This is a genomic window from Nitrospirota bacterium, from assembly GCA_016214845.1.
GTDB lineage: Bacteria > Nitrospirota > Thermodesulfovibrionia > UBA6902 > UBA6902 > SURF-23.
Genome location: JACRMS010000028.1, coordinates 100,735 through 126,013, shown reverse-complemented (window position 1 = coordinate 126,013; position 25,279 = coordinate 100,735). Strand labels below are relative to the sequence as shown.

General features: G+C 44.7%; 21 protein-coding genes. 11 read left to right on the top strand and 10 right to left on the bottom strand.

Translation table 11 applies throughout. The annotated features are described in order from the left end of the window. Positions 1–42 precede the first annotated feature (42 nt). The 8 genes from HZB61_09790 to fabG are packed head-to-tail and all read right to left on the bottom strand — an operon-like array spanning position 43 to position 8,823. Entirely contained in the window at positions 43–2,163 is a 2,121-nt protein-coding gene (locus tag HZB61_09790) for a hypothetical protein (GenBank protein MBI5056891.1), read from the bottom strand. Next, on the bottom strand, positions 2,160–3,467 hold the full coding sequence (locus tag HZB61_09785) for a hypothetical protein (protein MBI5056890.1): 1,308 nt from the start codon (positions 3,465–3,467) through the stop codon (positions 2,160–2,162). Before HZB61_09785 ends, HZB61_09790 begins: the two co-directional genes overlap by 4 nt. Then, the gene (locus HZB61_09780) at positions 3,468–4,946 is read right to left on the bottom strand and encodes an NAD(P)/FAD-dependent oxidoreductase (GenBank protein MBI5056889.1); all 1,479 of its coding nucleotides are present in this window, start codon (positions 4,944–4,946) and stop codon (positions 3,468–3,470) included. Continuing rightward, entirely contained in the window at positions 4,939–6,162 is a 1,224-nt protein-coding gene (locus HZB61_09775) for a beta-ketoacyl-[acyl-carrier-protein] synthase family protein (GenBank protein ID MBI5056888.1), read from the bottom strand. The genes HZB61_09780 and HZB61_09775 overlap by 8 nt, the downstream gene beginning before the upstream one ends. After that, positions 6,159–6,596: a 3-hydroxyacyl-ACP dehydratase FabZ gene (gene fabZ, locus HZB61_09770; protein ID MBI5056887.1), complete on the bottom strand. Its 438-nt coding sequence runs from the start codon at positions 6,594–6,596 to the stop codon at positions 6,159–6,161. The genes HZB61_09775 and fabZ overlap by 4 nt, the downstream gene beginning before the upstream one ends. Beyond that, entirely contained in the window at positions 6,593–6,832 is a 240-nt protein-coding gene (locus HZB61_09765; protein ID MBI5056886.1) for an acyl carrier protein, read from the bottom strand. The genes fabZ and HZB61_09765 overlap by 4 nt, the downstream gene beginning before the upstream one ends. 8 nt (positions 6,833–6,840) lie before the next feature. After that, complete coding sequence (locus HZB61_09760; GenBank protein MBI5056885.1) at positions 6,841–8,073, bottom strand: beta-ketoacyl-[acyl-carrier-protein] synthase family protein; 1,233 nt, start codon at positions 8,071–8,073, stop codon at positions 6,841–6,843. A gap of 3 nt (positions 8,074–8,076) precedes the next feature. Then, entirely contained in the window at positions 8,077–8,823 is a 747-nt protein-coding gene (gene fabG / locus HZB61_09755) for a 3-oxoacyl-[acyl-carrier-protein] reductase (protein ID MBI5056884.1), read from the bottom strand. A 693-nt stretch (positions 8,824–9,516) separates the two neighbouring features. Here fabG and rplM point away from each other — a divergent pair. The 5 genes from rplM (at position 9,517) to HZB61_09730 (ending at position 13,755) form a co-directional block, all read left to right on the top strand. Beyond that, positions 9,517–9,948 carry a 50S ribosomal protein L13 gene (rplM, locus tag HZB61_09750; protein ID MBI5056883.1) on the top strand — a complete coding sequence of 144 codons (432 nt, stop codon included), beginning with the start codon at positions 9,517–9,519 and terminating at the stop codon, positions 9,946–9,948. Between the two features lie 19 nt (positions 9,949–9,967). Next, positions 9,968–10,360: a 30S ribosomal protein S9 gene (rpsI, locus tag HZB61_09745; GenBank protein ID MBI5056882.1), complete on the top strand. Its 393-nt coding sequence runs from the start codon at positions 9,968–9,970 to the stop codon at positions 10,358–10,360. A gap of 37 nt (positions 10,361–10,397) precedes the next feature. Beyond that, positions 10,398–11,435, top strand: a complete 1,038-nt coding sequence (locus tag HZB61_09740; protein MBI5056881.1) for an N-acetyl-gamma-glutamyl-phosphate reductase — start codon at positions 10,398–10,400, stop codon at positions 11,433–11,435. Next, on the top strand, positions 11,435–12,625 hold the full coding sequence (argJ, locus tag HZB61_09735; protein MBI5056880.1) for a bifunctional glutamate N-acetyltransferase/amino-acid acetyltransferase ArgJ: 1,191 nt from the start codon (positions 11,435–11,437) through the stop codon (positions 12,623–12,625). Before HZB61_09740 ends, argJ begins: the two co-directional genes overlap by 1 nt. 110 nt (positions 12,626–12,735) lie before the next feature. After that, positions 12,736–13,755, top strand: a complete 1,020-nt coding sequence (locus HZB61_09730) for a LysM peptidoglycan-binding domain-containing protein (protein MBI5056879.1) — start codon at positions 12,736–12,738, stop codon at positions 13,753–13,755. A 59-nt stretch (positions 13,756–13,814) separates the two neighbouring features. Here the strand turns inward: HZB61_09730 and xseB are convergent, their stop codons facing one another. Beyond that, positions 13,815–14,027, bottom strand: a complete 213-nt coding sequence (gene xseB, locus HZB61_09725) for an exodeoxyribonuclease VII small subunit (GenBank protein ID MBI5056878.1) — start codon at positions 14,025–14,027, stop codon at positions 13,815–13,817. 168 nt (positions 14,028–14,195) lie between these two features. Next, complete coding sequence (gene xseA / locus HZB61_09720) at positions 14,196–15,437, bottom strand: exodeoxyribonuclease VII large subunit (GenBank protein ID MBI5056877.1); 1,242 nt, start codon at positions 15,435–15,437, stop codon at positions 14,196–14,198. Positions 15,438–15,597: 160 nt separating this feature from the next. On the opposite strand from xseA, the gene HZB61_09715 reads away from it, so the two are divergent. From HZB61_09715 to HZB61_09690, 6 genes are all read left to right on the top strand, one after another. After that, positions 15,598–16,593 (top strand): hypothetical protein, encoded by a 996-nt coding sequence (locus HZB61_09715; GenBank protein MBI5056876.1) that lies wholly within the window; start codon positions 15,598–15,600, stop codon positions 16,591–16,593. Between the two features lie 184 nt (positions 16,594–16,777). After that, positions 16,778–18,310, top strand: a complete 1,533-nt coding sequence (locus tag HZB61_09710; GenBank protein ID MBI5056875.1) for a YifB family Mg chelatase-like AAA ATPase — start codon at positions 16,778–16,780, stop codon at positions 18,308–18,310. Positions 18,311–18,333: 23 nt separating this feature from the next. After that, positions 18,334–19,761, top strand: coding sequence for a diguanylate cyclase (locus HZB61_09705; GenBank protein ID MBI5056874.1), 1,428 nt, complete (start codon positions 18,334–18,336; stop codon positions 19,759–19,761). Positions 19,762–20,057: 296 nt separating this feature from the next. Continuing rightward, positions 20,058–23,480, top strand: coding sequence for a TIR domain-containing protein (locus HZB61_09700; GenBank protein MBI5056873.1), 3,423 nt, complete (start codon positions 20,058–20,060; stop codon positions 23,478–23,480). Positions 23,481–23,546: 66 nt separating this feature from the next. Beyond that, positions 23,547–23,684: a hypothetical protein gene (locus HZB61_09695; protein MBI5056872.1), complete on the top strand. Its 138-nt coding sequence runs from the start codon at positions 23,547–23,549 to the stop codon at positions 23,682–23,684. Positions 23,685–23,790: 106 nt separating this feature from the next. Then, complete coding sequence (locus HZB61_09690) at positions 23,791–25,275, top strand: hypothetical protein (protein MBI5056871.1); 1,485 nt, start codon at positions 23,791–23,793, stop codon at positions 25,273–25,275. Positions 25,276–25,279 lie beyond the last annotated feature (4 nt).

Below are 25,279 nucleotides of genomic sequence, written 5' to 3'. Positions count from 1 at the left end.
AGATGAATATCGAAATATTTAAGATTTATTATTATACATTATTCACTCATTCTGTACAGGCAGCGAAATAGTAAAGGCGGTGCCTTTTGCCAGCTGGCTTTTGACATGTATTTTACCGTTATGGTCTTCGACGATCCTCTTGCTGATCGCAAGCCCCAGGCCGACTCCCATTTCCTTTGTTGTTACAAAAGGGTCGAATATCTTTGGGAGGTCTTCCGAATGTATGCCTTCGCCTGTGTCTTCGACTGTTACGTCAATAAATCTGCTGCCGTTTTTTATATCAACCCGGAGCACCCCTTCGCCGTGCATGGCCTGGCAGCCGTTCAATATTATATTGCCGAAGGCCTGCTTCAGCTTTACGGGGTCTCCAGACATGTTGATCGCATTTCCATTATAATTTTTTTCAATAACGATCTTTGACTTTTCAAAATCAAGTTTGCCCTTTACATATTCAACCACCTCATCTACAAGTTCCGCGAGATCGAAGTTGTTCATGCGGGTGGATTTTTTCCGGGATGAAAAATCGAGCAGGTCGCTTATGAGGCCGTCAATTTTTTCAATCTCACCGACAACGATTTTCGAGAAGGTGTCCCTGAACTCGGTGTCGTTATATTTCTCCGGCATTAACTGCGCGAAGGTCTTGAGTGATGTCAGGGGATTGCGTATTTCATGGGCAAAGGTTGCTGACATCATGCCTATTGACGCGAGCCTCGCGGAGTTGACCTTGTCCTGATAAAGCCTGGCGTTCTTAAGCGCGATCGCGGTCTGGTTGGAGATCGTCTTCAGTAAGTCTATATCTTCATTGGTAAACATATCGCCTGACAGTTTCGTCCCGAGTATTACCAGGAGCGCCAGCCTGTGATCAACAAATACCGGGACCGCGGCGTCGCCGTGCAGTGTGTCGAGGTCTTTTCTAACGCGCTCTATCACGTCTATCCCATGATTTTTTTCATATGCCGCCAACTCCTCTTTTATCAGGATATCGTCAGATGTCCTGAAAAATTTAACGAGCCCGGAATATCTGTTTATTTTAATTTCTTCTTCTTTCTCAAGATCGGGTTTTTTTCTGGCCTTGTCCTTTTTGGGTGAAGAATAATAAACAACATCATAGGCCCCGCCGTGAACGGCAGCCAGTATTGAAAGGTTTTTTATCCCCAATGCGGAATAAATCGTGCCTCCGACAAGATCGTATATTTTTTTGCATTCAAATGTGGTGGCAAGCTCGTGACTGACATTCCGCACCGTGGCGAAATAATCATATGACTTTTTGTAGAACATCTTATCGATCAGTTTCTGAATTCTATTTCTTAAAGGGTTAAAGAGCAGGGCTATTACAATAGAGGCAAAGATGCTGATCTTGAGAGAGCTTACATCTGCGAAGGCTGCAAGCAGGTTGGTCGCTGTAAGAACGAGCACGACAAATAAACCCGTGAGAAGTCCGGCGGAGAGCGAGTAGGCAGCGGTCTTCTTAAATACTAAAGAAATGTCCAGCAGCCTGTAGCGTAGAATGGCGTAGGTTGCGATTAATGCATAAAATGCTATGCCTATCTGACCAAACGGATAGATATTAATACCAAACACTAATGGGACAAACACTGTAAGAAGATGTGTGCCGCCACCAATAAATCCGAAAAGCATGCTTATTAAAAAATATAATGCTTGACTACGTTTAAATCCTTTAGATCTGTGATAGAATTCGATTAATTTATAAAGTCCATAGCTAACTATTCCCGCCCAGAAACTTAAAAAAAGTGGTAGCACAATCCCGGTTGGCTCCAAATAATAAAATGAGTCAAAAAGATACCTTAAGCGATATGTGGCAAAATTAAGAATATCAAGAATTATAAAAACAACTACCTGAATATAAGCAAAGACAACTAAATGCCTTTTTTGATTGCCACAGAAAATATATACAATATGCAGGAGAAGCGGTGCAAGAATACCTCCGCCGGCATTTGCAAATTTCCAGGCGAGCAGAGCTTGATTTTCATTAGCAGCTATGCCGATATTGAAAATTGAAAATCCCCAGATTGCTGATAATATATTAAATAATGTCCAAAGACGATGGAGCTTGCTCCTCCCGTAAATTAGAAGAATACCAGTTAGAACTGAACAGGTAATTCCTAACAGAAGTCCTGAAGTTGTGAAAAAATTTAAAATCATAAGCGAGCTTCCCGTATTTTCCTGAAAATACAAGCTGCGTTATATCCGGCAAATCCACATGCTGTTTTCATCACGGTCCTTAGTTTTGTCATCTTTTTTTTCTTTACTAAATTAATGCTTAAACTTGTATCAACCTCAATATTATTTAAAGTAGGAAGCACCACATTATTCTCTAACGTCATTAATAGGATGGTAGTTTCCAATAGTGCTGTCCCTCCTAAGTTATGACCAATATATGGCTTGACCGCTGAAATTAATGGTTTTTTAGGATTCTTGCCAAAAATAGCTTCTATTGCTTTAGCTTCATAAGCATCAGTAACCTTTGTCCCAACGCCATGTGGCATTATTAAATCTATTTTTTCTTTTCTGATTTTACTTGTTCTTATGGCATCTAATATTGCAATTTCATAAGAAGTGTTTGACATATCTGGAATAGTTACTTTCCAACCCTCTAAGGAAAATCCACCGCCTATATATTCAGCATAAATGTGCGCCTTTCTTTTTAAGGCAGAGTCTAAATGTTCTAAAACGATTCCGGCGCCACCATCTCCGGCAATAAAGCCATCTCGATTTTTATCAAAAGGTTTTATTTTACCATCCTTAGGGTACATTCCCATTTCTTTAAACCAGAGATACTTAAACATGCTTCCGTGGTCTGCCGCTGCGACAATTACTTTATCACATTTACCACTCTTGATAATGTCTGAAGCTGCTTCAATTGCATATAAACCGGAAGCACAAGCATTATTCAGAAACAATGAGTATCCATGGATATTAAAGGTCTTTGCAATATGAAAAAGAAACATAAATGTTTGAAGTTCATAACCTCTTTTTAGAAACCTTGCACTGATAGTATTAAAATAGTCTCTCTTTGATTTATTTTGTTGAGATAGTTCGTAAGATTCATTAATTATATCCTCATAAAATTGGTCTGATCCGGGATGTTCATGTGTTAAAACCAATCCCACTCTGCTGTTATTATCTTTTGATGTATATTCTAATCCACTGTCATCCAAAGCAAGCTTTACCCCTGCCATCAAGTAAAATAGGTCAAGCGCTTCTCCCTGACCTTTCCAGTTTCTAATATCTTCTAACATATCTTTATCTATGCCAAATGTATTTATATCAAAGCCTGTTATTTTATGCTGATAGTAGCTGCCCACCTTTTCTCCGTTAACGAAATAGTCCTCTTTTGTTAGTCCGGTTTTGCCTTTAATAAGTGACTGCCATGTTTGCTCTTTTCCAAAACCTATTGACGAAAAAGGCCCAATTCCGGTTATGACGACTCTCCCCTTTCGGGACATTTATTTGGTCTCCTTTAAAATTCTATGAGCTGTATTCATTCCAGAACGCATCACGCCTTTAATGCCGCTACCTGGTTGCGTCCAGGCGCCTGATAGATACAAATGGTCAATGGGCGTGTTCTGTTTAAGACGGTTTGACCCGCTTTGTGAAACAAGTTGACTCCACCCATATATTGCTCCCTTATAACTACCTGTATATCTTTCCATAGTAAGCGGTGATGCTGTCTCAATTCTTTCTATGTACGCAGAGAGATTAGGAATAAATTCTTCTGCTCTTTTAATTAAAATGGATGCAAATTTGTTCTTATGCTTTTTATATTCTTCCAGTGACATATTTTTCCAGAAATCATATCCGGCTAATGTCATAATAGTCATTACATATTTATTCCCTCCTGTAGCCATATTGCTCGGAAGGTTTGAATAAAGTGTTAGGCTAAGGGGCACATTATTGGCGTCATTTTCTATAAAAGAAATAAATTGTGTATCTGTTTTGTATGATGAATTAATGAATATTATATAATCTTCTTTATTGACTTTTTTAAAATGTTCATTCAATCCTAAATATACGACAAAGGCAGATAACGACGGTTGCATTCCATCTATTTTTTTTATAAAGTCTGCTGAAACGTGTTTATTGCCGACTAAATTATGAAATGTGGATAGGGCATCGATGTTAGAGATAATTCTTTTACCCTGGATAACATCGCCTTGACTGTTTTCAATCCCATAGGAGATATTATCTTTTATTAGAATACGCTCCACTTTACTGTTAAGTTTTATTGCACCGTTATTCTTTTTAATAACTTCCACTAATGCACTGGAGATGGTTTTGCCGCCTCCGGCAGGATAAAATCCTCCTATGTAGGTGTAATCATGCCAAGGATAACAAAAATAAAACGCAGACAATTTTGTTGGCGGAGACCCGTAATATGGCCACAATTGTAAAATTAGAGCTTTTAATTTTTCATCTTCTATAAACTTGTCTAACATATCTTGAGAGGTGGTATATAGATATGATACAAAATCAGCGGTAGAGATTTTCGTTCCTTGTAACCCTTCGACTTTATAGAAAATGCTTGACATAACTTCGCATAATTTTTCAATACCTTCTTTCTCTTTTGGGAATCGGCTTATTAAGATTTTTATGTACGATTTGGGATTGCACTGAGGAACACGGATATCGAAATCAGGGAAAATAGAACGGTATAAATATTTGGGAGACAGCATTTGTAATTTATCTTTAATGCCGCATTCTTCTAAAATACTATAAGAAATTCCTCCCTTACGATCTAAGTTATTTATTAGATGTAAAGATACATCGAATTCAAATTCTCCTCTACAAAAATTGACCGCATATCCTCCTGGTACGGGATTTTTCTCTGATACTAATACCTTTTTGCCATTTCTTGCTAAGATAGCTGCGGCTGTTAACCCCCCTATGCCTGCACCAATTATAATGACATCATATTTTTCAGACATTTATTCGCTCCATTTTTTTAATCACCAAACAGGAATTATTTCCGCCGAAGGCAAAGCCGTTGTTCAGGGCAATGTTGACTCTCCTTCTCCTTGCCCTGTTAGGGACACAGTCAATGTCACATTTCGGATCAGGCGTCTCAAAATTCATTGTCGGCGGGATAATATCTTCTTTAACAATAAGGCAGCATGTTAACGCCTCGATTGCCGAGGCAGCGCCCATCGTATGACCCAGCATGGACTTAATTGAACTGACAGGGATTGTTTTATATTGCTCTTTGAAAACCTTTCTGATCGCGGCGCATTCGATCCTGTCGTTGCCCTGCGTGCCTGTCCCGTGCGCGCTTATATAATCAACTTCTTCTTTGCCGATGTCCGCGTCTTTTAATGCCTTAAGCATGACCTTCTCTATCCCGTCAGAATCGGATGCCGTCATATGGAAAGCGTCGCAGCTAAGTCCGTAGCCGAGGATCTCCGCATAGATGTCCGCGTCTCTTTTTAATGCAGACTCTAAAGATTCAAGGACAAGGATACCGGCGCCTTCGCCGACAAGCATACCTTTTCTGTTTTTATCAAACGGCTGGCATTTCTCAGGAGACATCGCGTATACGCGCTGAAATCCGGTGAACGCGAGTTTGGAGAACGCGTCCGCGCCTCCCGCTATCGCGCAGTCCAGGTCTCCTCTGCGTATTAGATCAGCCCCGTAGCCTATCGCGTAGTTTCCGGCAGCGCAGGCAGTGGGGATGAGATAATTCGGCCCTTCGAGTTTAAAGTAAATGCCGATATTGGCGGATATGTTATTGGCCGAAGCCTGCAATATCTTGGCCCTGCTGATTTTGTCCGCTCCTTCCATGAACCATGAATCAATGGCTTCCTCCAGCGGCTTTTCCCCCATTGTGGTCCCGATAAATACACCCGTCCTTTTTTTATCAATATATTTGAGCGGCAGTTTCGCGTCATTAAAAGCCAAAGCGGTTGCGGCTATTGCCAATTGAGAAGTGCGTCCGAAGAATTTGACTTTTCTCCTGGCGATGAACTCTTCAGGGACGAAGTTCTTTATCTCTCCGGCATTGTGGCACCTGTGATTGCCGGTGTCAAATGAAGAAACCTTGCCTATGCCGGATTTGCCGTTTAGTATGGCGTTCCAGAACGCATCTTTGCCGATGCCTACGGATGAAACTACACCCAGTCCGGTGACTACGACCCTCCTGTTATTCATCTTCTCTGAATGCTAATCACAAGGTTTGCTTTAGCCACAATCTTATCACCAACTCGAGCTAAAGTATCAACCACTCCGGCTTCACTTATAATTTTTACATTGATAGCCTCTAATATAAGCCTATCACCAGGGAGTACCGGCGCAAAGAATTCAGCCTTTACTTTACCTAAATAATAATCTGGTTTTGTCTTGGCTATCTCTGGTTTACATAGATAATAAAGAATTATTGAGGCCTGTGCCATTGCTTCTATAATTAAGACCCCTGGCATAATGGGTTTGCCGGGGAAATGCCCTTCAAAAAAGCCCTCCGTGCCTTTGACGTATTTGGTTGCCACAACTTTTTCCGTGCCTTCAATATCGATTACCTCATCAATGAAAATAAACGGCTCCCGCTGCGGCAGGACGGATTTAATTTTTTCTAAATCCCATTTCATTTTTTAAGTTGTTTGGTATATTCAACTATCTGCCTGAGATTTCTTATCTTCGGAATGTCCTGTTCAGGGATAATGACACGGTACTTCTTTTCAAATGCAGCGACTATCTCGATTGCCTTTAAGGAGTCAATATTCAAGTCCTTAAAAAAGTCCGCATCGGCTGTAAGCTTTCCCGCCGGGACCTCGGTAATATCCGAGACTAATTGCCTGATCTCTTCTTCGTAGTTGTTTGACATTTAACCTCCTATTGGTATCTGGATATAATTACAGATGCATTGCTCCCGCCAGGCCCGAAATTATTAATTAACACGTTGTTCACCCTCGCTGTCCGTGATTTGTTCGCAACATAATCAAGGTCGCAATCATTGTCTCTCACTTTGTAGTTGATCGTAGGCGGGACAAAACCATTAACGATGCTTCCCATTGAAGCTGCGACCTGAAGCAGTCCGCTCGCGCTGAAGGTCTCCCCTGTCATTGATTTGATGGAAGTCGTGGGGACATTGTAAGCAGATTTGCCGAAAACATCTTTTACCGCCTTTGTCTCCAACCGGTCCTGTTCAGGCACTGAATTGGCCGATGCGCTTATATAATCAATATCGGTAAAGTTCAGTCCCGAATTGCCGACGGCCTTTTTCATGCTTTCTTTTAATCCCTTTGCTTCCGGCTCATATTTCCCCATCTTGTATGCGCTAAAGCAATTACCCATGCCTTTAATCTCTGCATAAATAGCTGCCTTTCTTTTTTGAGCATGCTCTTCGTCTTCTACCACAATGACGGAAGCGCCTTCGCCTAATATGATCCCGTTCCTTCTTTTATCAAACGGGCAGGACACTTCCTCTCCTTTTATGCCCGCAAAAAAACCCAGACGGTAAAATCCGAGGAAATTTGCCAGGGAAAGGCTTTCTACGCCTCCCACCAGGACCGCCTTGATACGTCCGAGCCTGATAAAATCCACAGCATATCTTAACGCGTCTAAACTTGAGCTGAAGCCGGTTGAGACGGTTGTGTTGAATCCCTGGATATTAAACCTGATCGAGACCTGGCTTGAAGCGGCGTTTATTACAGTGCCGGGGAAGAGCGCGACATTTGTAAAGAGGGGACCGTCCTGTATGGCCTCCTTGTCAAATTCGGCAAAGTTCCAGAGAGAGGATAAAGTGGTCCCGGTGCAGACACCGAAATCATCCGTATTGTCATAGTTGATTTTTAATCCGGAGTCTTCCATTGCCAATTTTGCGGCGGAGCATAACAGCCTTGAAGTCCTGTCAAGGTTTTTCAATCCCTTGTATCCTAAAAAATATGTGGGTTTAAAATTGTTGATCTCACCGCCCAATTTACACTTGAACCCTCCGGTATCAAATCTGCTGATAGGCCTGATGCCTGAACGGCCTTCTTTTAAAGCCGACCAGAAATCTTCTTTGCCGATGCCGTTAGGGGCGATTACACCTAACCCCGTTATCACGATCCGCCTTTTTTGCATTTCCTACACCATGCTCATTCCGCCGTCTATGGCTATTGTCTGGCCTGTTATATATGCGGCGTTATCGCTTACCAAGAATTTAACCATCTTTGCCACTTCCTGAGGCTTGCCCAGTCTGCTTAATGGTATTTGTTTTAATATCTGGTCCTTATATTCCTCTGTGAGAACTTTAAGCATATCTGTTTCGACAAAACCGGGAGCAACTGCGTTGACCCTGATATTGTAAGGGGCGACCTCTTTTGCAAGAGATTTTGTAAAGCCGATTACCCCGGCCTTGGATGCCGAGTAATTGGTTTGCCTTGGCAGGCCCACAATACCGCTTACTGATGTGATGTTAATTATAACGCCGCTTTTCTGTTTCATCAGTGTCACGATTGCGGCCCGCGTAAGGTTGAACGTCCCTTCCAAATTAGTATTGAGCACTTCCCGCCAATCATCAGATTCCATCAGGGCAAGCGCCTTGTCTTTAATTACACCGGCATTGTTAATCACAATGTCGATCCTGCCGAACAGTTCTTTTGTTTGATCAACCCATGACCTCACCGCTTGAAAATCTTTTATATCAGCCTGAAATGACTTAGCGTTGACGCCCAGGTTTTTTATCTCATTTTCCAGTTCAGCAGCCTCTCTGCCGCTTTTCAGAAAATTAAAACTGATATTAGCGCCTTCCCCCGCCAATTCAACCGCTATGGCCCTGCCTATACCCCTTGTTGCGCCGCTGATAAGGACCGTTTTGTTTTTCATTGTCATCTCTCTGATAGCAACAATATACGAAGATTAGAAGCCTGGAGGTCAAGAAGATAATTAAATAGCGCCAAGTTTAATTTGTTAAGGAGATGTTCTTTTGCAACCAATAGGGATCTCTCTTTTATAAATTTATTAGCGATCTGAATAGTATTAAAGAAAATATAAAATTGTAAAGCTACCGTGTAAAAAAAAATACAGATGTTATTCTTTTTAACAGATTGGTTAGAGAAAAATCAAGAAAAAATATTGCAATATGTTCAGGAAAGGAACAAAATTGAGAACAGCCTGTTTTTTGTTAACTGTGGAAAATAACTTCACTTTTATGGAATGATTATATTATTATTAAGTAGTGATTTTTTAAGGCTGACAAATTTCAAAGGTGGAGAAGAGACATGAAATGTAAAGAATGTAACGGCAAACTCAATTTGAAAGTAGGCTGAAAGTCCGTACAACTGCGCTGCATGGAATGCGGCAAAAACTTTTCGATAGAAGAATATATAAATGAAATGGACGCCGGCACCTGGGAAAAACTGACTAACCGTTCATGTGACAGGGTATAGGGCTTCCCGTCACTTACCGTTTTTATCCGAAGCTGACAAAAAACATTTTTTAATTCAACATATTGACAATTAAAAACATAATCAATTATCATGTTATGTTTAATGTCGTCAAAATTACGCATTTTTGTGAGGTAAAATGAAGACTTTATTTGCAAAGAATACAGACGTTGTAAGAAAATGGCATCTTGTTGATGCTGATGGCATGGTTGTTGGAAGGCTTGCAGCAAGGGTAGCGGCCATACTGAGAGGCAAGAACAAACCTATCTTTACGCCTCACGCAGATACCGGTGACTTTGTTATTGTTGTAAATGCAGCCAAGATCCGTTTTACAGGCAACAAGCTTGAAAAAAAGGCATACTACCATCATTCCGGTTATCCGGGGGGAATAAAGATGAAGACCGCTAAGGAAATCATGAAGGATTCTCCAGAACGGATAGTTATGGAAGCGGTAAAAGGGATGCTTCCCAAAAACAGGCTCGGAAGGCAGCAGCTTACAAAGCTGAAGGTATTCGGCGGGGCTGAACATACTCATCAGGCACAAAAACCTGAGGCATTAACATTAAATTAACATAAGGAGTTAAAAAGAGATGGCGGAAATACAATATAACGCAACCGGCAGAAGAAAGACATCAATCGCCCAGGTATTCATTAAGCCCGGACCGGGGAATATTACCGTAAATAAAAAACCGCTCAATGATTATTTTCCTTACGAAACAATGAAGATGATAATACAGCAGCCGTTGAACATTGTCGGGGTTGTCGGCAAGTATGATATCACTATAAGGGTTAACGGCGGCGGTGTAAGCGGACAGGCTTTAGCGATAAGGCACGGCATATCAAGGGCACTTACGCTGCTCAATTCAGATTTCAGGGGAAAACTTAAAAAAGAAGGCCTTCTGACAAGAGATCCCAGGGCTGTTGAAAGAAAGAAATACGGTCAAAAGGGTGCAAGAGCACGCTTCCAGTTCTCTAAGAGATAATTTTCAGAACAAAGAACGCAGAGCACAGAACCCAGACATGTTAAAAGTTGCCATATTGGGAGGGAGCGGATATGCAGGTTCGGAACTCCTGAGATTGCTCCTCAGCCATCCGCACGTTGAAGTAACGGCAGTTACTTCAGAGCGTTCAGCCGGGACAAAAATAGCCGATTCATTCCTCCACCTAAGAAACACCGATTTAAAGTTTGAACCTCTTGACTTAAAAATCCTGAAGGAGAAGGCGGACCTTTTTTTTCTCTGCCTGCCGCACAAGACCTCGCAGGAGGCGGTTGCCGCTCTTCATAAAGCCGGAAAGAAGGTGGTGGATTTTTCCGCCGACTACAGGATAAAAAATATTAAGGTGTATCAGGACTGGTATAACACCTCTCATAATTTCCCGGGCCTATTAAAAAAGGCGGTTTACGGACTCCCTGAAATTTACAGGAAGCAAATCAAAAAGGCCTCAATTATTGCCAACCCCGGCTGCTATCCAACGAGCGCCATACTCGGGCTTGCTCCGGTGATCGGCAAAGATTTTATAGACTCTGATTCAGTTATCGTTGACTCAAAATCCGGGACCTCCGGCGCCGGTAGAAGCCCCGCGCAGCCGCTTATGTTCTGCGAAGTAAACGAATCGGTAAAGGCTTATGCGGTTACATCTCATCGCCACACCCCGGAAATAGAGCAGGAATTAAGCGCTGTCTCGAAGAAGAAAATAAAGATAATCTTTACGCCTCACCTCATGCCGATAGACCGAGGCATCCTAAGCACTATCTATTTACGCCTCAAAAAGAAAGTAAACCTGTCGGGAGTGCAGAAGATCTACAATGAATTTTATAAAGACGAGCCGTTTGTCAGGGTCTTGAATAACGGGGTATATCCCACTACAAAGGCCGTAAAGGGGACCAACTTCTGTGACTTGTCCGTGTTTCACGATAAACGGACACAATCCTTGATAGTAGTAAGCGCAATTGACAACCTTTTAAAAGGTGCCTCAGGAGCCGCGGTGCAGAATATGAATATTATGTATGGCTTTGATGAAACCGCAGGACTGATGGCGTCCCCGCCGTCTCCCTGATGAGACAAGCTCCAGTTCTAATCCCGGGATTCAGATTCGCAGGCATATCGGCAGGAATAAAAAAATCCTCTGCAAATGACCTTGCCCTGATATTTTCAGAAGCACCGGCAGTGACGGCGGGTGTGTTTACAGCCAATAAAATAAAAGCCGCTCCAGTGAAGCTCGCCATAAAACATATTGCCTCCCAAAAAGGACAGGCAATCATCGTTAACAGCGGCAACGCAAATGCCTGCACAGGAAACCGTGGAATCAAAGATGCTAAAGCTACGATTGACAGTCTTGCAAAGGAACTCGGAATTTCATCCGCGCTTGTCTACGCATCCTCTACCGGCGTGATAGGCAGGCCGCTTCCAATAGAAAAGATAAAGAAGGCGGTACCTGAATTGGTCAGAAGCCTCTCCCCTTCATCATTAGACCAGGTTGCATCAGCAATAATGACGACCGACACTTTCGCAAAATTATCGTCAAGAAAAATACGCATCGGCGGTAAAACAGGGACTATAGCAGGCATTGCAAAGGGGGCCGGGATGATCTGCCCGAACATGGCCACTATGCTGTGTTTCATAATGACAGACATTGCGATAAAACCTCAGGCCCTTGATTCAGCGCTGAGAGATGCGGCGCAGAAGTCATTCAACAGGATCAGGATTGATAATGACATGAGCACAAATGATACTGCGATGGTTATGGCAAACGGTTTGCTGAAAAATGCACCGATCACAAAAAATTCGCCCCTGTACCGAAAATTCGCGAACGCATTGGACGAGGTGACATACGAACTTTCAAAAATGATAGTCCAGGACGGAGAAGGCGCAACAAAGCTTGTTGAGATCGCTGTCAAGGGAGCAGGCACAGAGGGGGATGCGGAGAAGGTTGCCAGGGCAGTGGCTGATTCGATGCTTGTAAAGACCGCGATTTACGGCAGGGACCCGAACTGGGGGAGGATAATAGCTGCAGCCGGTTACTCAGGGGCAAAGGTGGACGAGACCAAACTGGATATTTACCTTGATAAAATCAAACTGGTAAGCGGGGGCGTTGGCACAGGAAAAGAGGCAATTGCGCGGAACCTGCTTGCACGTAAAGAAATAACTATCACTATTAATTTAAGGTCGGGGACTAAAAGCGCTAACGTCCTTACTTGCGATTTAACGAAGAAGTATATTGAGATCAATGCGCATTACACAACGTGATATAAATTACATGGAAAAACTTGCAGGCATGTTAAACTTGACACAAGCGCCGTACTTCGATATTGTAAGGTGTGTGGTTTACAGATATTGTGTTTAGAAGGAGAAATTATATGAAAAGGATTCTTTTTGTCTTCGTCATTTCTCTGTTGTTTTGTGCCGCTTACGCTCATGCTCAGGATGCTTCATCCGAGGAATACACAGTCCAGGACAATGATACTCTCTGGGGCATTTCCGGCAGTAAGCTGCAGGACAATTTTCTCTGGCCCAAGATCTGGAGCGTTAACCCTCATATAAGCAATCCGGACCTTATTCATCCCGGCGAAAAGATTGTAATCCCGTCAAGAGAAAAATTAATGCAGGAAACAAAGCCCCTTGCGCCTGAAGAAAAGAAAGAAACCCAGGCCGCGGCCAGGACGTTTTTTAAACCAGTCACTAAACCGGTAGTTGCGGCTGAGGCCGCATCTAAATTTGAATCTCTTGCAGAAGCAGGCAAGAAATATATAGTCAATAAAAATCTCTATATATCAAGCGGCTGGATAGCGGATGAGTTCCCCGGTATCGGTAAGATAGTTTCTTCGCCTACAAACCGCACCCTGCTGGGAAGAGGTGATTTTGTTTACCTTAAATTTAATAAGAACGCAGGTCCTGAAAACAAGTTTTTCACGATCAGGGACGTAAAAATAGTCCATCATCCCGTAACGCATAAAAAGTTAGGACATCAGATAAGGGTGACCGGCATTGTAGAAGTTACAGGGGCTGATAACGGGCTGTCAAAGGCAAAGATAACAGAGTCTTTTGAAGATATCCAGATAAGCGACGGGCTGCTGCCTTACCAGGAGATGGAGCCGCCCCTTGTCCCCAGCCTCGTCAGGACCCCGGATATAAAAGGTTACGTGGTTGAATCTTTTTCAAACACTCAAATGTCAGGGGAGGGCGCCATTGTCTTTCTTGATAAAGGTCGAAATGACGGCCTTGAAACAGGGGACGTCTTTTCAACACTTGCAGACGTGCCTGTAGAAAGATCAACCGGAAAGATACAAATTGTTTCAGTCCAGCCGACAACATCTTCCGCAATTATCGTGACAGGCAGTGAAGAGGTAATAGTAGGGGCGCGCTGGGGACAGAAGTAACCGCTGTCATTGCGAAGTGCATAGAAGGGGATGGGACGCGAGATGAAAGGAATTCATTTTTAGGCCTCATCATTTCCTTTTTCAAATTCTTTTAAGACCTTTTTTACCTCATTGTCCGTGGCCCTGAGTTTTGTCTTGCAGTACTTGATAAGATAGGCCGCCCTTGTGACCTTTTCAGCCAGCGCGTCAATGTCTACGGACTCGTTTTCAATTTCCCCTACAATTAATTCGATCTCCTCCATAGCTTCTTTGTAACCCGGTGTATCATTCATGATCATCTCCTCATTAGCTCGTTTTTAACCACAGAGACACAGAGACTGATATTCGTCCACAGATTACACAGATTCTCACAGATTTATTAGGAAGCTTATTCTTAATCTGTGTCATCTGTGAAATCTGTGGATTTCTTCTCCGTGTCTCTGTGTCTCCGTGGTATATTCTTAGTTTGTTTTTGATGTTTTTTTCTTTTCCACTTTACTCATCAATTCTCCCTTGTGCAGAACGGTCCGCAGCGTGTCTCCAGCCTCTGCATCGGAGGCGGATTTGACGGCCTTGCCGTTGTTGTACGTGATGCTGTAGCCTCTCTTGAGCACGTTCGCCGGGTTGAGATGATTGACATTGTTCTCCCTGGAGCGGAGCCTCTCTTTTTCAGATTGTATCAGTTTAAGGGAATATTTAAGTCCTTTTATGAAAACACTCAGCCTGTACGCGTTATCAAGCTGCTCTTTTCTGACGGCGGCCTCGAGGTTCTTTGCAAGGGCGGAAATCCGCTCCCGCTCATCGGAAGTGAGCCGTTGAGTCCCATGTACTAAATTATACTTTAATAAATCGAGCCTGTCTTCAAAATCTTTCACCCGTGTAATTATCAGGTCCGCAACCGCGGTCGGTGTCTTGGCGCGCATGTTTGACACCTCATCAACTACAGTGATGTCCCGTTCATGTCCTATGCCTGAAATTACCGGGACAGGCAGGAAGGCGATTGCCTTTGCGATCTCATAGCTGTCAAAGCACTGGAGGTCTGCCTGTCCGCCGCCGCCCCTGACGATCACAACGACATCAAGATCAGACGCGTCAGTCATGCATTTATCGAAGGCGCTTACAACTGACTGCTCCGACCTGTCTCCCTGCATCAGGGCCTCGTATAATTTGCAGGTGAATTTATATCCGTAAGAGTTGTTTATCAAGTGGGTCATCAGGTCTTCATAACCCGCCGCGGTCGCGGATGAGATGATCCCGATCTTCTGCGGCACGAGAGGGAATTCGAGCTCTTTGTTCCTGTCCTTGATCCCTTCTTTGACGAGCCGCTCCAGGATCTCTTTTCTTCTGACAGCAAGCTCCCCGATAGTGTAAGAGGGGTCAATGTTAACGATATTGAGCTTGAGGCCGTATCTTTCATGAAAACTTATGGACGCCTCAAAAAGTATTTTGATCCCTTTTGCAAGGTCAGCCCCTGTGGCTTCCCTGAATACTGAGGCAAGTTTTTTATATTTATCAGCCCATATCACCGCCTTCATCTCAGCCCTGATGGTTTCCTTGTCCTTATCAACGAGGGTGAGATAGCAGTGGTTTTTCACATCGCAGGAGGCTATCTCCGCGGTCACAAGGAACGTGTCAGGGAATGAAGCCTCAAGGACAGACCTGATAAGCCGGTTGAGTTCGTATAGGGACAAGACGTCGGTCATATTATTTTTCTCTTCAAAAATTTACTCCGGTATAGGTTAGCACATTAGAAGCGTTAATCGAAATTGGATGAGAGAAGAGATGCCGGGCCGAAGCATTTGACATTTTTTTTGCAAGAATATATAACATCATATCATTTAATTTTCCAAACAGGAGGGAAACGTGAAAACAAAAATTATTTTATCACTGGCGCTGCTGTTATCATTGTACGTTTATAACGCCCATGCCGGGGCAAAGAGGGTATATGTTGCTAATGCCGGGAATAACACTGTCGCGGTAATCGATCCCGCAAAAAATGAGGTTGTTATGACCTTCAGGGTCGGCGTCTGGCCCGCAAGCATCGTGGCCGACACGGCTGCCAACAGGCTTTATGTTGTCAATTCCAATGAAGGAGACAGCTCAGTCTCCGTGATAGATACAACGAGCTACTCCGAAGTGGCAAAGATAAAGGTCGGCATAGGCCCCATGAGTATGGTGTTGGACACCGCAGCGGGAATCGGATACGCCGCGGACACTGAGCATATGGTCAACGGGAAGAACGTGAACAAGACGCTCTCCGTCATTGACCTGAAGACGAACAAGGTCACAGGCAAGATCGAGGTTGGAGTGGGCCCTTTTGATATGAAGATGCTGGACAAGAAGATCTATATAAGCAATTCAGGCGACTGGACTGTTTCGGTCTTAAATACTGCGGACCAGAAAGTGATAAGCTCCATCAAGGTTGTGGACACGCCGCTTGGGGTTGCTGTTCATCCTGAGAAAAAGAAGGTCTATATCGCCATTCACGGCAAAGGACAGGTCACAGTCATAGATGCCGTCAGCAATAAAGAGGTCGGCGCAATACCGGTTGGAAAGGCAGCATGGTATATCGCCGTTGACAGCGCAAAGAACAGGGCTTATGTGACGACAAGGGAAGAAAATAAAGTGTCGGTAATCGACACCAATACCGATAAAGTGATCGAGACCATCAGTGTCGGCAAAGAGCCGATAGGCGTTGCGGTCGATCCTGAAAGCAACAGGCTCTATGTGGCAAATCATGCTGATGTTTCTGTTACGGTCATTGATACAACGAACAATAAAATTGTGGGCACGATCAAGCTGGCCCCGACAACTGAGAGCACATATTCAGGTTCTCCCTGGGGCATAGCGGTTTATTAAGCCCAGGTAATTGACAATGTCATGCTGAACTTGTTTCAGCATCTTTTCAGACAGAGAAGAACTATAATCAATCATCGCCGGATGGGGCCAGGCCTCATCCGGTTTGTTTTTTTGCCCTCCAACTTTTTGTCCATTTATGTTATATTCTTACCGTTAACAGTTCAAAATTCCACAGCGGGGGGACATGCTTTCAAAAATTCTAAGCGCTACATTAATCGGCATTGACGCACATATCATAGAGGTTGAAGTGGATATCACTTCAAAAGGGCTTCCCCATTTCTCAACAGTAGGGCTGCCTGACGCCGCTGTTAAAGAAAGCAAAGAGAGGGTAAGGGGCGCGCTCAAGAATACCGGCTTTAATTTTCCCCTGAAACAGATAACGGTCAATCTCGCGCCTGCTGATCTGAAAAAGGAAGGCTCCGCGTTTGACCTGCCTATTGCCATAGGGATACTCGTGTCCGAGGGCATTATCGGGCCGGACGCTGTCAACGGCTATCTTATCTCAGGAGAACTGTCTCTTGACGGGAGGATAAAGCCGGTCAAAGGCGCGCTGTCAATGGCGATCAAGGCGAGGGAAGACCAATTCAGGGGCCTGGTCCTGCCCGAAGAAAATGCGAATGAGGCCTCTGTTGTAAACGGGATCCCTGTCTACGGCTTCAAGGGCCTGCCTGAGCTTATAGAATTTTTCACAGGGATAAAAGATAAACAGCCGGCGTATATTGATATATCTTCCGTCATAAAAGAAAACTCGGTGTACCACGATGACTTCTCCGACGTGAAAGGCCAGGAGCATGTCAAGCGCGCGCTTGAAGTGGCAGCCGCTGGCTCGCATAACCTGCTGATGATCGGTCCGCCCGGCTCCGGCAAGACGATGCTTGCCAAAAGGATACCGACAATACTGCCAGACATGACCTTTGAAGAGGCCCTGCAGACCACAAGGATCCACAGCGTAGTCGGCATCCTCAAGCCCGGGCAGCCGCTTCTTGCCACGCGGCCGTTCCGTTCTCCACACCATACTCTCTCTGACGTGGCAATGGTCGGCGGCGGCCAGTTCCCAAAGCCCGGTGAAGTGAGCCTTGCCCACAACGGCCTCCTGTTTCTTGACGAGCTGCCGGAGTTTAAAAGAAACGTCCTTGAGGTCCTGCGTCAGCCGCTTGAAGACGCCACGGTGACAATCTCAAGGGCGCTCAGTTCAATCACCTACCCCGCATCGATAATGCTTGTGTGCGCGATGAACCCGTGCCCCTGCGGATACATGGGCGATTCACGGCACCAATGCACGTGCTCTCCTTCGCAGATACACCGTTACAGGCAGCGTGTATCAGGGCCGCTTCTGGACAGGATAGACATTCATGTGGAAGTCCCTGCCGTGCCGTACAAGGACCTTTCAAATGAATATTGCGGCGAGACCTCGCAGTCCATCCGGCGCAAGATACAGGATGCCAAACATCTGCAGGTTGAAAGATTCAGGAAGGACAGTATATATTCAAACTCCAAAATGCGCTCAAAACATATGAAGAAATACTGCAATCTCAACCGGGACGCGCAAAATATAATCGAGGCAGCCATGCACAAGCTCGGCCTGTCCGCCAGGGCGTATACAAGGATACTCAAGGTCAGCAGGACCATTGCCGACCTTGCTGAATCAGAGCAGATACAGGCGGAGCATATCTCTGAGGCCATCCAGTACAGGACGCTTGACAGGGGAATAGCTTAATCCCCGGGGCACAGGAAAAACTTATGAAAAGCGCGGACAACTACACACATACTGACGGCACAATCGAACGTCTGCAAAAACGCATTCAGGAACTGGAAATGTCCCTTCAGCTTTACCAGGAAGAAAGCATCCGCAGGAGAGACATCCTTGAGACTTCGCGTGAATATCTCCAGACCGTGATCGACAATATCGGAGACCCCATGATTGTTATAGATACCGGGTTCCATGTTGTGCTCGCGAACAAAAAATTGAGAGAGAAGGCCGGCGGGATTGACCCGGTAAAAGAGGACCTTCACTGTTACGATGTTACGCGCCTCTGCAAGATGCCGTGCCCCAGGCAAAAGAACACCTGCCAATTGAAGAAGATGTTAAAGAAGAAATCCCAGGTCAACATGACACGCGTGCATACCGACGGCAACGGCGGCAAAAGATATGTTGATATTGTGGCGGCGCCCATACTGGACAACTCAGGCAATATAGTTTATATAATCGAATCGTGCAGGGACATTACCGAACGCATGGAGATGGAAGAGGCATTGCGCGGGAGCGAGACGCGCTACCGCTCCCTGTTTGAACACTCCTGCGATGCCATCTATATTGTCGAGGCGGAGGGCGAAGAGGCGGGCAGGATACTTTCCGCCAACCAGGCCGCGTGCGAGATGCACGGTTATTCCGGGAAAGAATTGCGCCGGCTGTCGATCACTGACCTCAATGATACGCAGGAATCAGCTTCAAAGGCACTGAGACGCATAAAGCGGATACTCGATGGAGAGAATTTAAGGGTCGAGGCCACGCACAAAAAGAAGGACGGCACGGTCTTCCCCGTAGAGGCAAGCGCCTCGCTCATGAAAGCAGGGGACAAAAAATATGTCCTGATAATCTACCGCGACATCTCGCAGAGAAGACAGGCTGAGGAAGAGCGCGAAAGACTGCTGAAAGAGCTTGAACAAAAGTCGCAGATCGACGGGCTTACCGGATTATTAAACAGACAGTATCTGGACAAAAGGATCAAAGAAGAAATGAAGAGGGCCAAAAGATACGGGAACCCCCTTACCATGATAATGTTCGACATTGATAACTTCAAAAAGATCAACGACTCATATGGTCATATCGCTGGCGACAAGATCGTTCAAACTACCGCGGATGTCATAAGGGAAGCCCTCAGAGACACCGATGTCGCCGGAAGATTCGGCGGCGACGAGTTCATCATCCTGCTGACCGAGACGGACATGGACACCGGCGCAAAGGTGGCGGAGCGGATCCGCAGAAAGATCGAAAAGGCCGATATCCCCAACAAAAAAAACCAGGTCATAAATTTCACCATCAGCCTCGGCATCTGCCGCTACGATGATAAAGTCAAAACCGTTGAGGATTTTATCGCAAAGGCGGACAAGGCCCTGTACACCGCCAAAAGCCTCGGCAACAACCGGGTGTGTAAAATCGAGGAATAGAGATTTCGGAGTAGATAATGTGGTTTTTGTATCTTGATGAAATTTTGAGCGCGCCTTACAGACTTCTTTCGCCGGGACTCATGCCAACATAAAGATGGGAACACCCCGAACAGCCTGCATCGGTCTTACCGCTCGTTTTATAAATTATCAGCAATAAGGAGTGATGTCAAGACTGGGACATGTAAGGTGTTTGGGATGTTCGTAACTGCCATGAGCTATAATATGCAAAATGCAAAAAACGAGATTTTATCCTGTTTCAGGCATCCCTCCCTTATAGGGACTGGAAAGGTTTACTGATGAACAAGACAAGAAAAGACTTTTTTGTCATATACAACGAGCACGATAAACAGTGGGCCGAGTGGATCGCCTGGCAGCTGGAAGATGCAGATTATAGCGTCGAGATTCAATTATGGGACTGGGGGCCGGGAAATAATTTCATACTAAATATGCAACGTGCTGCTGAGATATGTGAGCGCACAGTGATGGTATTATCTCCCCATTTTCTTAAAGCCATTTACACCCAGCCAGAATGGGCACAAGCCTTTGCCAAAGACCCTACCGGAGAAAAGCGTTTACTGATTCCCGTGCGTGTTGCCCAATGTGAGTTGAAAGGTTTTTTTAAGTCCATAGTATATATTGATTTCCTACAATCACCGCCTTCAGATGTACAGGAAAGACGAGAACACTTGATCGAAATGCTCCTTACTGGTGTGGATCAAAAACGCAAGAAACCAAAGATAGAGCCGCCGTTGCCCGAATCGGGATTAGTGACGATTACATTAGATGATGCCGTGGCAGATGCAGACAAAACAGATGACGAATCACAGGGCGGAAGAATGCATCAACAGACGGAAGCTAAGAAAGAGATTCAACTGTCGGACAACTTTCACGGCCAGAAGCGACGTGAAATCATACATCATTTGGTGACTGAATGGCTGTCAAGTGGTCCTGCAGTTGCTATATTGGAAGGATTCCCTGGATGTGGAAAAACTCAATTGGCCCTTGCTGTAGCAGTAAAGTCACGACGGAGTTTAGATCCAATTGAGCCCCAGTCAGAGTCAACAAACCCTTCATTAGACCTTTTAACTGATCTGGCGTTTGCACTGGATAGCGAAGGTATTCCTGATTTGATGCATGAGCTTGATATGGGGGGTAATGGCGACCTATTCAACGCTTTGTTTAAAGTTCTCCGCCGTGAACAGATATTGATCATCCTTGATGAGTTTCAGCGTCTTTTTGCTTATACGGATACATTTCCTCCAAAGAGTTGGCAGGTTCTGGTAGAAAAACTCAATAATTCAAATCGCACTGCGGGCAGACTGATGCTCATTAGTAATCGATCTATCAAGAGTGCTCGGTGGTGTGAGAGCTGTATATTTAAAGAGCTTAAAGGACTTACTGATCCAGAGGCCGAGTTTTTTCTTTTAGAACTTCTTAAATCAAAAGGTCTAACGTCAAAGATTCCAACCAAAAGACTTAAAGAGATAGGTCATCGTTTAGGCGGTAATCCAAGGGCATTGAAAACACTCGTTGCGAGCCTCATGAGTGAATCACTTGAAGATTTGATTTCGTTAGCTCCTGATCTCTTTAGGCCGGGTGATGTAGCACTTGATCCTGCCCTTGTGGAGGAATTTGAGCATGAGCTAATTGAACGCACGCTTCCTTATATGGAAGTAGCCTTGCTGAAATTTATGCGTTCGCTGGCAGTCCACCGCCGAACATTTAAAAAAGAGGCTCTTTCAGAATTTACATATGGGACGGAAACCACACAAGCACTTCGCAAACAACTAATTGACCGATTTCTATTGGAGAATACAACGATCGGAGACTCCCTGCATCCACTGGCGCGAGAAATCAGTGTTTCGCGGCTACGCACTGAGAAAGATGAATGGAAACAAGCTCACAGTCTTGCGGCGAACTATCACTTCAGACATTTTAAGGCTCTTCAGATGAAAGGAACTCAAAAGCTAACTACTTCTTACGCGGAACTGCGTCATCATCTTTTTGAGTCTGGTCGTATTACTGAACTCAATCTGGCCAGCGAAAAACTCACAAAGTTTGCCCTGTCACAAATCACGAAGCCTGCTCAGTCCCAAGTTCCTGACAACGTTGAAACATTAGAAGAACGTATAGCCTTAATATCGACACTGCCTGATGATCAAAGACCAAAAGGATTGGAGTATCACCTGGCTTTATGCTTGAAGCATCGAAACATTGGCGATGATTTCCAAAAAGCTCTATACCATGTGCGTAAGGCAACCGGGCGTCACGCGTACTACGCAGTTTGGCTACTTCGTCTTGATCTTGAATATGCTCTTAATGGGATAGATGCGATGCTTAAAACTCAGGCTGAAGCGCTAAGACACTTGGGTGCCGGGAGCAACTCGTTCTCGATCTATCTCCGTAGCGCCCAAATACTCGAAAAAGACAATAAGCTAAACGATGCAATCAAGGTGCTTGAGAAAGGTATTGATACCCCTGGTGTTACTTGCCTTGCACCGCTTATTAGTCAATGTGCTGAATATATGGAACAAGCAGAAAAATATCCTGACGCAATAAGAATTTTAAAGAAAGGTATCGATACGCCTGGGATGCCGGAGCTTGTGACGTTATATAAACGCTGTGCAAACTTAATGGCAAAGACAAACCGCATAGACGATGCAATTTCGTTACTTAAAAAGGGGATCGATATCCCAGGAATGACTAAGCTTTATTCCTTATATCTTTTAATGGCGGAGTTCATGGAGAAAGATGGGAAAAGTGATGAAGCTATTCACTTGCTCAAAGAAGGTCTATCTAATCCAAAAGTAAGAGATCCCATAAAACTTTACCGTTTATGTGCCGAGCTATTAGTGAAGAATCACCGCGTCGAAGAAGCAAATACACTGATAGAGAGTGGAATAGTATCAAAAGTTATTAAAGACCCGGTACCACTCTACCTTTTCTTTGCCGAGTTAATGGAAAAGTCCGGTAATGCGGAAGATGGCGTCAAGCTACTCAAAAGCGCCATTGCTAACCGTCATATGATGTCAGAACCAGCTCTCTATCTCGCCTGCGCAACGATTCTATTTCATTCTATAAATCTTGACGATGCTATTGGAGTGTTAAAGCGGGGGTTGTTAGTCTCCCAAATGAAGGACCAATGGCAATTATATCAAATGTGTTCCGATCTGATGGGCAGGCAAGGTCAATTAGGCGATGCTATTGAACTTTTAGAAAAAGGAATCGCAGATAAAAATGTAAATAATCAGGGGGCACTCTATCATTCTTGCTCAGAACTAATGGTGAAAGCTGACCGTCTTGAAGATGCTATCAATATTTTGAAAAAAGGTATCAACGCACCAGCGATAGCAAACAAATCCATACTCTTTCAAGAATGTGCTAAACTGCTGGCGAAAGCCAAACGACCTGATGAAGGCATTGAGTTACTTGAAAGGGCTATTGGATTGCCTGGAATGTCCGGCATGGTCATTCTATATCAAACATGTGCGAAACTAATGTCGAGTGCAGGGCGCAAGCAGGAGGCGATTCACCTTCTTAAAAAGGCAATTGATGGCCCTAAATTAGGAAACATTGTTTCATTGTATCAATTGTGTGCTGAACTAATGATAGATACTGGCCAACGTAAAGAAGCTATAATTCTCTTGAAGAAAGGTATCACTGATTATCCAAAAGATAAAAGTCTGAAGCCCTTATATGAGAAGGCTATTAAATCATGAGATACTTTCGAGGCCGTATCTTGAATCGAGCGTTGCTATCTGTATTTAAAAAGAAGGTTTTAAAAAATGAAACGCCCTCTTAAAATTAAGCCGGGAGAAGCTGCGGCTAAGCTCCTTGCAATTAGGAAGAAGCTGAAGTCCAAAAGAAGAGGATTGAAAATCCCTATATCTGAAAACCTCAAAAAGCATTTGTATATTGTTTGATAATTTACCTTTGACAAAGATTTTAGGGCGTTCGGGCTTATCGTATATCCCTGACCCCGACATCTATCCACTTAAAGTTTACATGCAAGGTAGTTTATAATGTCCTATGCTCAGCCTTGAACAGAAACTTTACCAACTCATCATTAACAGGCTTGACGGGGACAAGCTCTCTTCAAACGCGTACCGGGAGGGGGTTGTTGAATTTGTTAAAAAAGGCATCGGCGGGTTCATTCTTTTCGGCGGGAAAAAGGATGAGGTGAAAAGTTTTATCGCTGAGCTTCAGTCCATTTCAGAGATACCTCTTTTCATCGCATCTGATATAGAACGCGGGGCGGGGCAGCAGGTCAACGGGGCAACACGTTTCCCCTGCCAGATGGCTGTGGCTGCGGCGATCAACAGGGAAAACTCTGATGACGTGAAGGTCCTTGAAGACGCAATTTCCGCCATCGCTGATGAGGCGCGTGACATCGGGATCAACATGCCGCTCATTCCGGTCCTGGACGTGAACAGGAACCCTGATAATCCGATCATCTGCACGAGGGCTTTTTCCGACAATCCAGAAGAAGTTTCGTGGTACGGCAATATGTATATCAGGACGCTTGAAGCCGCCGGACTGATAAGCTGCGCAAAACATTTTCCCGGGCACGGCGATACGTCAATGGATTCTCATATCGAACTCCCTGTGATCCATAAGTCGCTGAAGGAATTAACGGACGTTGATTTGTTCCCTTTCAGGGAGGCTGTTAAAGCCGGGGTAAGCAGCATCATGATCGCCCACTTAAGCGTTCCGGCATTTGATGCGCTGCCGGCCACTCTTTCGGAAAAGGTGATCACAGACCTGCTGAGAAAAGAACTGGGCTACGAAGGGCTTATTCTTACTGACGCATTGAACATGAGCGCCCTGGAGGAAATAGAGGACGTCCCGGCCCAATGTATGAACGCGGGCGTTGATATCCTCCTTCACCCGGTAAATGCGGACGCGGTTGTTGAAGAGCTGAAAGAGGCCATGAGCGCCGGAGAAGTTGCGGAGGCAAAGATAGATGCGGCTGTCGAAAGGATATTGAATTTTAAAAAGAAGATTACCCCTCTTTGTCCCCACTTGCCAAATTATGAAAAGCACGCTGAACTTTCCTTGATGATCTCAGATAAAGCAATTACACTTGTGAAAGATACGCCGGGCTTGCTCCCGGTCAAAGACGTTCAGGATGTAAATCTCATATTTGCTGGAGATGAGGACATACACAAAACATCACCGCTCAGAAATTTTATCCCCGATGTCTCCGTAGGGGCAGGTTTAAAACCTGACCGCGAAAGGGGACCAGTCATCGTTGCCATCTTCACGAGCGTTGCCGCATGGAGAGGAAGCTCAGGCATCAAAGATGAGGAGATGCAGGCCATACGGCAAATTATGAAAACGGCGCAGCGCTCGATTGTCATCTCATTCGGCAGTCCCTATGTGCTCAGGCATTTCGCGGATGCCGGTGCGCTTATAGCTGCATACGATACGACCGCACAGGCGCAGCTTTCTTTGATCAAGTGTTTGAAAGGCGAGAGGGATTTTCAGGGCAGACTGCCGGTGAATTTAGCATAGGGCA

Coding starts and splice junctions, on each gene's coding strand:
- HZB61_09705 (MBI5056874.1), top strand. CDS start 18,334: ATGAAAAGCGCGGACAACTACACACATACTGACGGCACAATCGAACGT.
- HZB61_09790 (MBI5056891.1), bottom strand. CDS start 2,163: ATGATTTTAAATTTTTTCACAACTTCAGGACTTCTGTTAGGAATTACC.
- xseA (MBI5056877.1), bottom strand. CDS start 15,437: ATGACCGACGTCTTGTCCCTATACGAACTCAACCGGCTTATCAGGTCT.
- HZB61_09760 (MBI5056885.1), bottom strand. CDS start 8,073: ATGCAAAAAAGGCGGATCGTGATAACGGGGTTAGGTGTAATCGCCCCT.
- rplM (MBI5056883.1), top strand. CDS start 9,517: ATGAAGACTTTATTTGCAAAGAATACAGACGTTGTAAGAAAATGGCAT.
- HZB61_09775 (MBI5056888.1), bottom strand. CDS start 6,162: ATGAATAACAGGAGGGTCGTAGTCACCGGACTGGGTGTAGTTTCATCC.
- xseB (MBI5056878.1), bottom strand. CDS start 14,027: ATGAATGATACACCGGGTTACAAAGAAGCTATGGAGGAGATCGAATTA.
- HZB61_09785 (MBI5056890.1), bottom strand. CDS start 3,467: ATGTCCCGAAAGGGGAGAGTCGTCATAACCGGAATTGGGCCTTTTTCG.
- rpsI (MBI5056882.1), top strand. CDS start 9,968: ATGGCGGAAATACAATATAACGCAACCGGCAGAAGAAAGACATCAATC.
- fabG (MBI5056884.1), bottom strand. CDS start 8,823: ATGACAATGAAAAACAAAACGGTCCTTATCAGCGGCGCAACAAGGGGT.
- HZB61_09690 (MBI5056871.1), top strand. CDS start 23,791: ATGCTCAGCCTTGAACAGAAACTTTACCAACTCATCATTAACAGGCTT.
- fabZ (MBI5056887.1), bottom strand. CDS start 6,596: ATGAAATGGGATTTAGAAAAAATTAAATCCGTCCTGCCGCAGCGGGAG.
- HZB61_09780 (MBI5056889.1), bottom strand. CDS start 4,946: ATGTCTGAAAAATATGATGTCATTATAATTGGTGCAGGCATAGGGGGG.
- HZB61_09710 (MBI5056875.1), top strand. CDS start 16,778: ATGCTTTCAAAAATTCTAAGCGCTACATTAATCGGCATTGACGCACAT.
- HZB61_09740 (MBI5056881.1), top strand. CDS start 10,398: ATGTTAAAAGTTGCCATATTGGGAGGGAGCGGATATGCAGGTTCGGAA.
- argJ (MBI5056880.1), top strand. CDS start 11,435: ATGAGACAAGCTCCAGTTCTAATCCCGGGATTCAGATTCGCAGGCATA.
- HZB61_09765 (MBI5056886.1), bottom strand. CDS start 6,832: ATGTCAAACAACTACGAAGAAGAGATCAGGCAATTAGTCTCGGATATT.
- HZB61_09695 (MBI5056872.1), top strand. CDS start 23,547: ATGAAACGCCCTCTTAAAATTAAGCCGGGAGAAGCTGCGGCTAAGCTC.
- HZB61_09730 (MBI5056879.1), top strand. CDS start 12,736: ATGAAAAGGATTCTTTTTGTCTTCGTCATTTCTCTGTTGTTTTGTGCC.
- HZB61_09700 (MBI5056873.1), top strand. CDS start 20,058: ATGAACAAGACAAGAAAAGACTTTTTTGTCATATACAACGAGCACGAT.